The 12,543-nt window shown below is 59.7% G+C and carries 12 protein-coding genes; 7 read left to right on the top strand and 5 right to left on the bottom strand.

Features of this window, described 5'->3' with window-relative positions:
• Window positions 1–23: 23 nt before the first annotated feature.
• Window positions 24–1,019 (bottom strand): glyceraldehyde-3-phosphate dehydrogenase, encoded by a 996-nt coding sequence (gapA, locus tag ACJ8QI_RS09715; protein ID WP_004932222.1) that lies wholly within the window; start codon window positions 1,017–1,019, stop codon window positions 24–26.
• 348 nt (window positions 1,020–1,367) lie between these two features.
• On the opposite strand from gapA, the gene msrB reads away from it, so the two are divergent.
• A complete protein-coding gene (gene msrB / locus ACJ8QI_RS09710) occupies window positions 1,368–1,781 on the top strand; it encodes a peptide-methionine (R)-S-oxide reductase MsrB (RefSeq protein WP_004932219.1) in 414 nt (137 codons plus the stop codon).
• A 63-nt stretch (window positions 1,782–1,844) separates the two neighbouring features.
• Window positions 1,845–2,117 carry a YeaC family protein gene (locus tag ACJ8QI_RS09705; RefSeq protein WP_033634809.1) on the top strand — a complete coding sequence of 91 codons (273 nt, stop codon included), beginning with the start codon at window positions 1,845–1,847 and terminating at the stop codon, window positions 2,115–2,117.
• A gap of 42 nt (window positions 2,118–2,159) precedes the next feature.
• Here the strand turns inward: ACJ8QI_RS09705 and ACJ8QI_RS09700 are convergent, their stop codons facing one another.
• The 4 genes from ACJ8QI_RS09700 to sppA all read right to left on the bottom strand — a co-directional run bounded on the left by ACJ8QI_RS09700 (window position 2,160) and on the right by sppA (window position 7,291).
• Window positions 2,160–3,437: a glycoside hydrolase family 18 protein gene (locus ACJ8QI_RS09700; RefSeq protein ID WP_442532425.1), complete on the bottom strand. Its 1,278-nt coding sequence runs from the start codon at window positions 3,435–3,437 to the stop codon at window positions 2,160–2,162.
• A 232-nt stretch (window positions 3,438–3,669) separates the two neighbouring features.
• Window positions 3,670–4,302, bottom strand: coding sequence for a bifunctional nicotinamidase/pyrazinamidase (gene pncA, locus ACJ8QI_RS09695; protein WP_087762702.1), 633 nt, complete (start codon window positions 4,300–4,302; stop codon window positions 3,670–3,672).
• A 22-nt stretch (window positions 4,303–4,324) separates the two neighbouring features.
• Window positions 4,325–5,341 carry an asparaginase gene (gene ansA / locus ACJ8QI_RS09690; protein ID WP_047730911.1) on the bottom strand — a complete coding sequence of 339 codons (1,017 nt, stop codon included), beginning with the start codon at window positions 5,339–5,341 and terminating at the stop codon, window positions 4,325–4,327.
• A 93-nt stretch (window positions 5,342–5,434) separates the two neighbouring features.
• On the bottom strand, window positions 5,435–7,291 hold the full coding sequence (sppA, locus tag ACJ8QI_RS09685) for a signal peptide peptidase SppA (RefSeq protein ID WP_103101069.1): 1,857 nt from the start codon (window positions 7,289–7,291) through the stop codon (window positions 5,435–5,437).
• Between the two features lie 160 nt (window positions 7,292–7,451).
• On the opposite strand from sppA, the gene ACJ8QI_RS09680 reads away from it, so the two are divergent.
• The 5 genes from ACJ8QI_RS09680 to ACJ8QI_RS09660 all read left to right on the top strand — a co-directional run bounded on the left by ACJ8QI_RS09680 (window position 7,452) and on the right by ACJ8QI_RS09660 (window position 12,540).
• Window positions 7,452–8,003: an NAD(P)H nitroreductase gene (locus ACJ8QI_RS09680; protein ID WP_060423835.1), complete on the top strand. Its 552-nt coding sequence runs from the start codon at window positions 7,452–7,454 to the stop codon at window positions 8,001–8,003.
• A gap of 157 nt (window positions 8,004–8,160) precedes the next feature.
• Window positions 8,161–9,204, top strand: coding sequence for a selenide, water dikinase SelD (selD, locus tag ACJ8QI_RS09675; protein ID WP_060423833.1), 1,044 nt, complete (start codon window positions 8,161–8,163; stop codon window positions 9,202–9,204).
• An 8-nt stretch (window positions 9,205–9,212) separates the two neighbouring features.
• Window positions 9,213–10,322 (top strand): tRNA 2-selenouridine(34) synthase MnmH, encoded by a 1,110-nt coding sequence (gene mnmH, locus ACJ8QI_RS09670; RefSeq protein ID WP_102985028.1) that lies wholly within the window; start codon window positions 9,213–9,215, stop codon window positions 10,320–10,322.
• Window positions 10,322–12,247: a DNA topoisomerase III gene (locus ACJ8QI_RS09665; protein ID WP_060423830.1), complete on the top strand. Its 1,926-nt coding sequence runs from the start codon at window positions 10,322–10,324 to the stop codon at window positions 12,245–12,247. The genes mnmH and ACJ8QI_RS09665 overlap by 1 nt, the downstream gene beginning before the upstream one ends.
• A complete protein-coding gene (locus tag ACJ8QI_RS09660) occupies window positions 12,244–12,540 on the top strand; it encodes a YnjH family protein (protein ID WP_049271911.1) in 297 nt (98 codons plus the stop codon). Before ACJ8QI_RS09665 ends, ACJ8QI_RS09660 begins: the two co-directional genes overlap by 4 nt.
• Window positions 12,541–12,543 lie beyond the last annotated feature (3 nt).

Raw genomic sequence — 12,543 nt, 5'->3', positions numbered from 1 at the left:
ATTATCAGCTTAACATCATGCCATTACTTGGAGATGTGAGCGATCAGGTCCAGAACCTTGTTGGAATAACCGGTTTCGTTGTCGTACCAGGAAACCAGTTTCACGAAGTTGTCGTTCAGTGCGATACCGGCTTTGGCATCGAACACGGAAGTCAGCACTTCGCCGTTGAAATCGGTGGAAACCACGTCGTCTTCAACGTAGCCCAGAACGCCTTTCATAGAACCTTCAGCGGCATCTTTGATGGCTTTCTTGATTTCTTCGTAGGTAGCCGCTTTTTCCAGACGCACGGTCAGGTCAACAACGGATACGTTAGGCGTCGGTACGCGGAACGCCATACCGGTCAGTTTGCCTTTCAGTTCTGGCAGAACAACGCCAACCGCTTTCGCTGCGCCGGTAGAAGAAGGGATGATGTTCTGGGATGCGCCGCGGCCGCCGCGCCAGTCTTTGTGGGACGGGCCATCAACGGTTTTCTGAGTGGCGGTGGTCGCGTGAACGGTGGTCATCAGGCCTTCAACGATACCGAAGTTGTCGTTGATGACTTTAGCCAGTGGCGCCAGGCAGTTGGTGGTGCAAGAGGCGTTGGACACGATGTCCTGGCCGGCATATTTGTCAAAGTTGGCGCCACGCACGAACATTGGGGTCGCATCTTTGGATGGGCCAGTCAGAACGACTTTTTTAGCGCCAGCGGTGATGTGTTTACGTGCGGTTTCGTCGGTCAGGAAGATACCGGTCGCTTCAGCAACCACGTCAACACCCACTTCGTTCCACTTCAGGTTAGCCGGGTCTTTCTCTGCGGTAACACGGATGGTTTTGCCGTTAACAACCAGGTGGCCGTCTTTAACTTCTACCGTACCGTTGAAACGGCCGTGAGTAGAGTCATACTTCAGCATGTAAGCCATGTACTCTGCGTCCAACAGGTCGTTGATTGCAACGATCTCGATGTCAGAACGCTCTTGAGCAGCACGGAAAACAATGCGACCGATACGGCCAAAACCGTTGATACCTACTTTGATAGTCATATATTCCACCAGCTATTTGTTAGTGAATAAAAGGTTGGTTGTAAAATTACAAAAACCTTACCCAGCGTCAAGCGGAATCGTGTCAATTCTTGCGGCAAGTCAAACCGGAAGGGTGGTTTTGCACGCTTATTGCACAGTCCATTTGCGCTCGGCCTCATCCGTTATATGGGGACAAGCCGCCAAGTATAAAGTCAGCATACGCAAGATGTGTGATCGCTATCACATATCATCGTGACGTGGCCTTTATGGGCTACAGTTTAGGCCAAAAACCCCTGCAGCGGTGTTAATTTTTTGTTATTATTAATCATTGTTTTCGTTGACATTATCCACATTCAGAGATAAGCACAAATGGCTAAAGAGACAACCCCCGGTCATCCGGTCACGGAACTGAATGAAATCCAACGTTATGTGACGCAACAGCGCGGCACCGAAGCGCCGTTCAGCGGCAAATTGCTGCACAACAAGCGCGAGGGCGTGTACCATTGCCTGTGCTGTAACCAGCCGCTGTTCTATTCCGAAACCAAATACGATTCCGGCTGCGGCTGGCCGAGCTTTTATGAGCCGGTTTCCGCCGATGCAATCCGTTATCTTGATGATAATTCACATAATATGCACCGTGTTGAAATCCGCTGCGGTCATTGCGACGCGCACCTGGGGCACGTTTTCCCCGATGGCCCGCAGCCGACCGGCGACCGCTATTGCGTCAACTCCGCCTCGCTGAGTTTCACCGATGGCGAAAATGGCGACCAAACGGCCGGCTAAGTGGTAATTCAACTAACAAAATCGATTCAGCAAATTATTCATCCGTAAGCGAGAAGGGCTCTGATGGACGTGAAAGATCTGATTGCGGCGATGACGCCCGAGATATACCAGCGCCTGGTACAGGCGGTTGAGCTGGGCAAATGGCCGGACGGCGTGGCGCTGACGCCGGAGCAAAAAGAAAACAGCCTGCAGGCGGTGATGCTGTGGCAGTCGATGAACAACGTCGATCCGCAGCACATGAGCATCGGCACTGACGGGCAGATCGTGATGAAGAGCAAGCAAGAGCTGAAACAGCAGTTCGTTGCCGAGCCGCTGGCCAAACTCAAACCGCAGTAAGGTTGCCCTAAAGCGGGGCGATGACGCCATCGCCCCGTCGGTTCACTGTTTTTCGCCCTTGATACCCAGCGATTCCGCCAGCTGCTGCGCCAGCCGGTTGTTATCGTCCGCGCCGTACTCCCAGAACATCGCCCCTCCCAATCCATGGCTTTTGATGTACTCGGCCTTGATGGCCACCGAACGCGGGTTCTCGTAGGAGATGGCGAACAGCGGTTTGCCTGCGGCGGATTGCAGCGTCAGGTAAGGTACCTTGGCGTCGTCATCCCAGTGCTCGTGAAAACGATGCTGCGGATCGTTGAGCAATTTGCTGACGATATCGTGGTATTTAAAGTAGGTGTCTTTGCCGAGATCCAGCCCCAGCGCGTTGAACAGGGCGGTTTCGCGCGTGCTGAAGTATGGCTGCGTCACCGGATGTTTGGCGGCGTCCGGCTTGTCCCAGTCGATGCCCGCCTCGGTCGCCCGCTTCGGTACCCGGCCGTAGAAACCGATGCCCAGGTTCATCTGTGCCGGTTTCAGTCCGGCAGCCAGATAATTCTTTACCACGAAATCGGCGCTGTAACGGTCGGCGGCCGCCACGGTTGGCCAACGCTTTGAATCGTACAGGTTGGCATTGAAATACTGCGTGCCGTAAGCCATGTCGTAGGTCATCAGATTGATGTAGTCGAGGTAAGGGGCAATGCTTTTCACATCGACCCATTCCTGCGGGCTTTTGACGTTGGCCCCGACGGCGATGGTTAACAGCTTGCCTTTACCCAGCGCCTGGTGAAGCTCTTTCAGCAGCAGGGTGAAGTTGTCGCGGTCTGCCGGTTGGCTTTCCACCAGCCCCCATGCGCCGTTCACCGGATATTCCCAGTCCAGATCGATACCATCCAGCTGATACTGTGCGATCACCTGCAGCGCGGAGCGGATGAATATCGCCCGGTTTTCCGCAGTCGCCGCAGCGGCGGAGAAGCCCCGTGCGCCCCAGCCGCCGACCGACAGCAGCACTTTCAGCTCGGGGTTCTGTTTGCGCAGCACCGGCAGCCGTTGCAGATCGGCCGTTACCTTCGGCGACAGGTAGATCTGGTGGCGGCGAGCGGGGTCTTTCAGCGCCGCATTGGCTTCGTCTTTCTCGCCGTTGTAGATCAGGCCGAACGAATAGTTGAGGTGGGTGATTTGCGTGACGTCCAGCTTGTCGATGTCGCCACCGGGGCCGGCGGTGACGTCGCCGCCGCCGTTGAAGTAGCCGACGGAGAGATAAGCGGCCTGAGCCGTGCCTGCGCCGGCCATAGCCAACTGCACCGCCGCCAGTAAAGGCAGCAGTTTTCGGGTTATTTTCATGTCTTTCTCCTTGGGTCGGCAAGGCCGACCGTACCGCCAGAGGCGGTCACAATAAAGCCGGGCTCAGCGGGCCCCGGATGCGTATAACCGATTGACGCCAAAAGCGTCGCAGCCATAACAGCAAAAGCACCTGCCGGTCACAAGCCGTTGGGGAAGAAGAAGGGCGGTATTGTGAGCGGCGTCGATATTTTCGCCGCCGCGCAGAGAGGGCGCCGGTGGCACCCGAGAGGATTTAGTTGGCGAGGAATTGTGACAGGGTAACCAGTTGTGCACCGGCGCGCGCCATGTCCTGCAGCGCCCGCTCGCTGTCGTCCGGCTGCAGATTCACGCCGCGGCAGCCGTCGACGATCACCTGCGTTGGATAGCCGGCAGCCAGCGCATCCAGCACGCTGAACTTGACGCAGTAGTCGGTCGCCAGGCCCATGATTGCCAGCCGCTGGACGCCCTGCGATTGCAACCAGCCGTGCAGTTCGGTCTGTGCACGGTGGCCGTTATCGAAGAAGGCGCTGTAGCTGTCGATGTCCGTCTCCTGCCCTTTGCGAAAAACGGCATTGATATGTTGCCGCTGCAACCGGGGGTGAAAATCGGCACCGTGGCTCCCTTGCACGCAGTGCACCGGCCACCACACCTGCGGCAGGCCCTCCAGCTCGCCAAGGGTGCCGACCTGTGCATGGGAATTCACCGCAAAGCTGCGGTGATTGGCGGGGTGCCAGTCCTGGCTGGCCACGACCGGCTCGCCACGCGCCAAACAGGCGGCGATCGCCTGATTGGCAACCGGGATGACGGTATCGCCCGCCGTGACCGCCAGCGCGCCGCCGGGGCAGAAATCGTTTTGCAGATCGATCAACAACAGGGCCGTTTTCATCGCCGCTCCAAAGATCAGTAGGTTAACCGTTGATGCTCAGTTCGCCGCGCAGGTCTTGCTGCATCAGGGCGCGGATTTGTTCCGGCGTCAGCGGCTGGCTCAGCAGGTAGTGCAGCTTGGTCAAGGCGGCTTCCACCGTCATGTCGAAACCGCTGATCACCCCGGCGTGCGCCAGCGCGTTACCGGTGGCGTAGCCTTCCATATTGACGCGCCCGGAGATGCACTGCGTCAGGTTGACCACCACGATGCCGCGTTCGGAGGCCGCACGCAACTCGTCGATCAGCTCGGCCTTTTGCGGCGCGTTACCGACGCCGTAGGAGCGCAGGATCAGCGCCTTGACCGGTTGCAACAGGAAGTTGCGCACCACCGCGCCGGAAATGCCCGGATAGATGGTGACCACGCCGATCGGCTGCGGCGTGATGTCGTGTACCCGCAGCGCGCCGTTGCAAGCCGGGCTGTCGATGCCGTGCTGGCGACGAATGTGAATGCCGGCTTCCAGCAGCGGCGGCAGATTCGGGGAGGCGAAGGCGTCAAAGCCGTCGGCGTGCGCTTTGGTGGTGCGGTTGCCGCGGAACAGCTTATTGTTGAAGAACAGGCTGACTTCGTTCACCGGATGGTTAGCCGCCAGATACAGCGCGTTGAGCAGGTTGGTCTGGCCATCGGAGCGCAGCTCCGCCAGCGGAATCTGCGAACCGGTGACGATCACCGGTTTAGCCAGGTTTTCCAGCATGAAGGAGAGCGCCGATGCGGTGAACGCCATGGTGTCGGTACCGTGCAGGATCACGAAGCCGTCGTAGCGATCGTAGTTCTGTTTGATGTCGTCGGCGATGTGCTGCCAATCTTCCGGCGTCATGTCCGAAGAGTCGATCAATGGCGCATATTCATGAATGGTGAAATCCGGCATTTCCGGGCGATGGAACTCGGGCATTAGCGCCAGCTGGCGCTGCAGGTGGCCGGAAACCGGGATATAGCCGTGATCGGAACGCTGCATGCCGATGGTGCCGCCAGTGTAGGCGACGTAAATGGATTTCTTTTGCATGGTCATGATTTTAACAAAGATAAGATGGGCTGAATTATAGGGGCATGGCGGCAGAAAAAAAGCCCGGCGATGGCCGGGCTGCAGAATTATTTGTTAGCGGACTTCTCCGCAGGTCAGACAGATCGCATAACGGTTTTGCGGATCGTTCAGGTTATTGAACAAGCCCGGCTGTTCTTTCACCGCGTTGGCGACCGAGGCCAGCGGGGCGGGCAGCATGGCCTGAATCGCCGCCGGCAGCATGGCGTGAATGGAAACGCCGAACTGGCTGAGCACCATATCGCTCAGGCTTGGGGTGTCGACGAACCAGTCGAGCTGCCACTGTTGCAGTTTCGCCAGCTCGGCGGCTTTCTTCACCGCGTCGTCGAAATCACCTAACTGATCGACCAGGCCGTTGGCCTTGGCGTCGCTGCCGAGCCACACGTGGCCTTGCGCGATTTGGTCAACCTGTTGCGGGGTCATCTTGCGCGATTTGGCGACCAGATCGAGGAAGTTCTTATACCCGTTTTCGATGTTCAGCTGCATCATCTGCGAGAACTCCTGCGGCAGCGCCTTGGTGACCGCGATGTCGGCCAGCGGCGAGGTCGCCACGCCGTCGGTGTGCACGCCCAGCGTATCCAGGGTTTTCTCGTAGGTGTTGATGATGCCGAAAATGCCGATGGAGCCGGTCAGGGTGCTCGGGCTGGCGATGATGTAGTCGGCCGGCGTCGAGACCCAGTAGCCGCCCGATGCGGCCATGCCGCCCATGGAAACTACCACCGGCTTGCCGGCGGCGCGCACGGCGGCCAGCTCGGAGCGGATCACTTCGGACGCGCTGACGCTGCCGCCAGGGCTGTTGACGCGGAACACCACGGCCTTGATGGCCGGATCCAGGCGCGCCTGACGCAGTTCGGCGGCGGTGGTGTCGCCACCGACGTTGCCCGGCGTCTGCGGGCCGTCCATGATGGCGCCGTTGGCGAACACCACGGCGATCTTGCCGCCCTGGTTGGCATCCGGTTTCGGCTGGTAATCATAGATGCTGATGGCGTTGAAATCATTCGCCTGTTTGTCCCAGCCAAAGGTTTTGACCAGCTGATTTTCAATCGCGGTGCGCGACGCCAGCTCATCCACCAGCTTATTGTCCAGCGCATAGCGGGCGGTATCGCCACCGGCAGCCTGCAGGCCGCTCAACACGCCGGCCGCGCCCGGGAACAGCTGCTGCGGCGTCAGCTGGCGGTTGGCTGCCACGGTCTCCAGGTAATTCTGCCACAGGCCGCCAATCCAACGGCTGTCCGCTTCACGCGCCGCCGGCGACATATCGTCGCGGATCAGCGGTTCTACCGCCGATTTATAGGTGCCGACGCGGAAGATATTGGTGGTGACCTTAAGCATGTCCAGCAACGACTTGTAGTACAGGTTGTTGGTGGCAAAGCCGTGCAGATCGACCGCGCCCTGCGGCGACAGGTAGACCTTGTTGGCGTAGCTGGCCAGGTAGTACTGCGTCTGGTTGTAGCTGTCGCCGATGGCGAAGATCGGCTTGCCGCTGTCGCGGAACTCGCGCAGCGCCTTGCCGATATAACGCAGCGACGGCTGATCGGCTCCGGCGAAGTCATTCAGCTGCAACACCATGCCGGTAATGTTTTTGTCGTCTTTGGCCTTGCGGATGCTGTCCACCACGTCGAACAGCGAATTCTCCTGCAGACGGCTGCTGGAGGCGCCCAAGAGTTCGCGGCCCCATTGCCGTACCCGGTTGTTGACCGAAGGCTGATCGACCACTACGCCGCTTAAATCGACCAGCAGTGCGCCGCGCGCAGGGGCCGTCGAGGTGGAAGAACTTTGGAAGGACAGATAGATGCCGACCCCAACCAGGATCAGCAATACCAGGAACAGGTTAAGGATCAGTTCCCTGATAAAATTCAGCAGACGCCATGTCCACCGGAAAATGCCGGCAATAATTTGCCACAATGTGCGCATGTGCTCTCCAACAAGAGTCGAGAATGTTCCGCTATCCTAATGAGCGGCCGGGTAAATGTCAGCTTTAAATCGTGGCACACGGACGCTATCGCCGAGGCTGTAACTCGTCGTTTAGCTATGTTAACGTGGCCGGAATGAAAATTGTTATCAGGAGTTTACGATGGATGCTCTGGATCTTTTATTGAATCGCCGCTCGGCTTCGCGCCTGGCGGAACCGGCGCCGGCGGGGGAAGTGCGTCAAAATATCATCAACGCGGGCCTGCGTGCGCCCGATCACGGCGCGCTGCAGCCGTGGCGTTTCGTGATGATCGAAAATCAGGGCCTGGAGCGCTTCAGCCAGCTGCTGCAGGCGGCGGCGAAGCAGGATCAACTGGACGAAGCGGCGATCGAAAAGGCCACCAAGGCGCCGTTCCGCGCACCGCTGATCATCACCGTCATCGCCCACTGTACTGAAGAGACCAAGGTGCCGCGCTGGGAGCAGGTGGTTTCCGCCGGTTGCGCGGTGCAGGCGATGCAGATGGCGGCGTTGGCGCAGGGCTTTAACGGCATCTGGCGCACCGGCGCCTGGACCGAGCATGCGCTGGTGCGCGAAGCCTTCGGCTGCCGCGAGCAGGATGAGATCGTCGGTTTCCTCTATCTGGGCACGCCACAGCTGAAGGCCGCCACCAAGGTGACGCCGCCGGACAGCGCGCCTTTCGTCAGCTATTTCTGAGTTTTCTCCCGCGGGGCGCGGCGAAAATGCGCCAAACCCCGCAAAATTGCATGGTTTCTGAGCAGGCCGTTCGCATATCGGCGGCCCGCTCTTATCAATCCCCTCGGCAAGCGCTACCCTATGATATCTTGAGTGCCGTTACCGAAGGGAGTGGACTATGACATCGCCAGCGATCCGTTTAACCCAGTACAGCCATGGCGCTGGCTGCGGCTGCAAAATCTCACCGAAAGTTCTCGAAACCATCTTGCACAGCGAGCGGGAAAAGTTTGTCGATCCGCGCCTGCTGGTCGGCAATGAAACCCGCGACGACGCGGCGGTGTACGACATCGGCAACGGCGTCGGCATCATCAGCACCACCGATTTCTTCATGCCGATCGTCGACGATCCGTTCGATTTCGGCCGCATTGCGGCCGCAAACGCCATCAGCGACGTGTACGCCATGGGCGGCAAACCGATCATGGCGATCGCCATTCTTGGCTGGCCGATCGCCAAACTGCCACCGGAGGTGGCGCAGCAGGTGATCGACGGCGGGCGTTTCGCCTGCCAGCAGGCGGGCATCGCGCTGGCCGGTGGCCATTCCATCGATGCGCCGGAACCAATTTTCGGCCTGGCGGTGACCGGCGTGGTCAATACCGAGCGGGTGAAGAAAAACAGCGCCGCACAGGCCGGTGCGAAACTCTATCTGACCAAGCCGCTGGGCATCGGCGTGCTGACGACCGCCGAGAAGCAAAGCAAGCTGCGCCCAGAGCATCAGGGCCTGGCGACGGAAGTGATGTGCCGCCTGAACAAGCCGGGCGCCGACTTTGCCGAGGTGGCGGGCGTTACGGCGATGACCGATATCACCGGCTTTGGCCTGCTGGGTCACCTGAGCGAGGTGTGCCAGGGCTCCGGTCTGCAGGCGACGGTCTGGTTCGATCGGGTGCCGAAGCTGCCGGACGTCGAGGCGTATATTGCCGAAGGCTGCGTGCCGGGTGGCACTGGGCGCAACTTCGACAGCTATGGCCATCTGGTGGGCGAGATGAGCGATTTGCAGCGCCAGCTGCTGTGCGATCCGCAAACCTCCGGCGGCTTGCTGTTGGCGGTATTGCCTGAGTCGGAGGCGCAGGTGCTGGCAATTGCCGAGCAGCACGGTATCACGCTTAACGCTATCGGCGAATTGCATGCCGCACAGACCGGGCAGCCGCTGATCGAGGTCGCGTAGTGTCCAACATGCAAGGAAGGCCGGACAGCGACGATTACCCACGCATTTTCCTGCAGGACGTGCCGCTGATTGACGTGCGCGCGCCGATCGAGTTTCAGCAGGGCGCCTTCGCCCAGGCGGTGAATTTACCGCTGATGATCGACAGCGAGCGCCAGGCGGTCGGTACTTGCTATAAGCAGCATGGGCAACAAGCGGCGATCGCGCTTGGCCACAGCCTGGTGAACGGCAAACTGCGCGAACAGCGCACCGCCGCCTGGCTGGCGGCCTGCGCAGAGCGGCCCGCAGGCTATATTTACTGCTTCCGCGGCGGGCTGCGCTCGCAGCTGGTGCAGCAATGGCTGCATGAGGCCGGCGTGGATTATCCGCGTATCACTGGCGGTTATAAGGCACTGCGCAATTATCTGCTCGGTGTACTGACGCAAAGCGCGGCATTGCCGATGGCCCTGGTGGGCGGCAATACCGGCAGCGGCAAGACGCTGCTGGTCAACGAACTGGCCGACGGCGTCGATCTGGAAGGCGCGGCGCGCCATCGCGGTTCATCTTTTGGCCGAACGCTGGCGGGACAGAGCTCGCAGATAGATTTTGAGAATCGTCTGGCTGTGTTATTGCTGAAAAAACAGCATGGTGGCAGCCGCCGTTGGGTGCTGGAAGACGAAGGGCGGATCATCGGCAGCAACAATCTGCCGTTGCCGTTGTTCAACGGCATGCAGCAGGCACCGGTGGCGGTGATCGACGATCCGTTCGACATTCGCCTGGCGCGCCTGCAGGCGGAATATATCGACGGTATGCGCGAACAGTTCGAACAGGCCTATGGCGTGGAAGAAGGTTGGCGGCAGTACGACGACTATTTGCATCACGGCCTGTTCGCCATCCGCCGCCGTTTGGGCCTGGAGCGCTTCCAGCAGCTGACGCAGCGGTTGGAGGCGGCGCTGCGGGCTCAGCGCCTCAGCGGCCAGGGCGACGCGCACCGCGAATGGTTGGCGCCTCTGTTGCAGCAGTACTACGATCCGATGTATTGCTATCAGTTGGAAAAGAAAGCCCAGCGGATCGTCTTCCGTGGGAACTATGCAGAAGTAAGAGAATTCTTGATGACGTTCAGCCAGAAAAACGGTGATTAATGCGACTGTTCATAGCCGAGAAACCGAGTTTGGCGCGCGCCATTGCCGACGTCTTGCCCAAGCCGCATCGCCGCGGCGACGGCTATATCGCCTGTGGCAACAACGACGTGGTGACATGGTGCGTCGGCCACCTGCTGGAGCAGGCTCAGCCTGACGCCTATGACAGCCGCTATGCGCGCTGGTCGTTGGCGGATCTGCCGATCATCCCCGAAAAATGGCGCTTGCAGCCGCGGCCTTCGGTCAGCAAACAGCTCAACGCGATTAAAAAGCTGCTGCTCGAAGCCGATGAAGTGGTTCACGCCGGTGACCCGGATCGCGAAGGGCAACTGCTGGTGGATGAGGTGCTGGACTACCTGGATTTGACGGCGGAGAAGCGCCAGAACGTGCGCCGCTGTCTGATCAACGATCTCAACCCGCAGGCGGTGGAGCGTGCGGTCGAGCGCCTGCGCGACAACCGAGACTTTATCCCGCTGTGCGTGTCCGCGCTGGCGCGTTCGCGCGCCGACTGGCTGTACGGCATCAATATGACCCGCGCCTATACGCTGTTGGGCCGCAACGCCGGTTACGACGGCGTGCTGTCGGTGGGCAGGGTGCAGACGCCGGTGCTCGGATTGGTGGTGCGTCGCGACGAAGAGATCGAAAACTTCGTGCCAAAAGACTTCTTTGAGGTTAAGGCGCACATCGTCACGCCGAAAGAAGAACGCTTTGTGGCGCTGTGGCAACCCAGCGACTCCTGTGAACCTTATCAGGATGAAGAAGGGCGTTTGCTGCACCGGCCGTTGGCGGAACACGTGGTCAAGCGCATCGAGGGCCAGCCGGCCCTGGTCACGGCCTATAATGATAAACGGGAATCAGATACCGCACCGCTGCCGTTCTCGCTTTCCACGCTGCAAATCGAGGCGGCCCGGCGCTACAACCTCAGCGCGCAACAGGTGCTGGACGTTTGCCAGCGGCTGTACGAAACCCACAAATTGATCACCTATCCGCGTTCCGACTGCCGCTATCTGCCGGAAGAGCATTTTGCCGGCCGCCACGCGGTGCTGAACGCCATCAGCGTGCACCAACCCGAGCTGTATCCGCAGCCGGTGATCGACAGCGATCGCCGCAACCGCTGCTGGGACGATAAAAAGGTCGATGCGCACCATGCCATCATTCCCACCGCCCGCGCCGGCAAGGTCAATTTGACGCAGGATGAACGGAACGTGTATGGGCTGGTGGCGCGCCAGTACCTGATGCAGTTTTGTCCGGATGCGGTGTTCCGCAAATGCGTGATCGAGATGGATATCGCCGGCGGCAAATTTATCGCCAAGGCGCGTTTCCTGGCGGAAGCCGGCTGGCGCACGCTGCTGGGCAGCAAGGAGCGCGACGAGGAAAACGAAGGTGCACCGCTGCCGGTGGTGGACAAAGGCGATGAGCTGCTGTGCGAGCGCGGTGAAGTGGTGGAGCGCCAGACGCAGCCGCCGCGGCCGTTTACCGACGCCAGCCTGCTGTCGGCAATGACCGGCATCGCGCGATTCGTACAAGATAAAGCGTTAAAGAAAATCCTGCGGGCGACCGATGGTTTAGGAACGGAAGCGACGCGAGCGGGGATCATCGAATTGCTGTTCAAGCGGGCGTTTCTGTACAAGAAGGGACGCTATATTCACTCCAGCGAAACCGGGCGCGCGTTGATTCACTCGCTGCCGGATCTTGCTGCGCGCCCTGATATGACGGCCAACTGGGAAGCCACGCTGACGCAAATCAGCGAGAAATCCTGCCGCTATCAGGACTTTATGCAGCCGTTGGTCGGCACGCTGCAAGAGCTGATTTATCAGGCTAAGCAGAGCCGGGCGAGCATGGCGTTTCGTGGATTGCCGCCGCCGCCCTCCAGCGGAGGCAAAAAACGCAGGAAAAGCGCCGGCAAGGCGCAGGAGAAGAGTGAATGAAGCGTGGACTCAGTGGGGGATTGGCTGCCGCTGCCCTGATGTTTTCCGGCCTGGCAGTCGCCAATCGCGGCGATGTGGACGTGGTGTTACCGGTTTCGCCGGAGATTTGGGGCACGGCCAAAAGCGGCGTCAACCCACCGCCGGCACAGCCCTGCAACCGCTGTTGCGTCTACCAGAATCAAAACTATTCCGAGGGCGCGGTGCTTAAAGTGGAAGGGGAAGTGCTGCAGTGCGTGCGTGAGCCTAACACCATCGGCACCAACCCCTTGATTTGGGTGCGATTGAAGAAGTGACGA

This window comes from Serratia sp. CY84636 (assembly GCF_052166245.1).
Taxonomy (GTDB): domain Bacteria; phylum Pseudomonadota; class Gammaproteobacteria; order Enterobacterales; family Enterobacteriaceae; genus Serratia; species Serratia nevei.
Note: the sequence above shows the minus strand (reverse complement) of the source record. Positions and strands in the feature narration are given on the sequence as shown.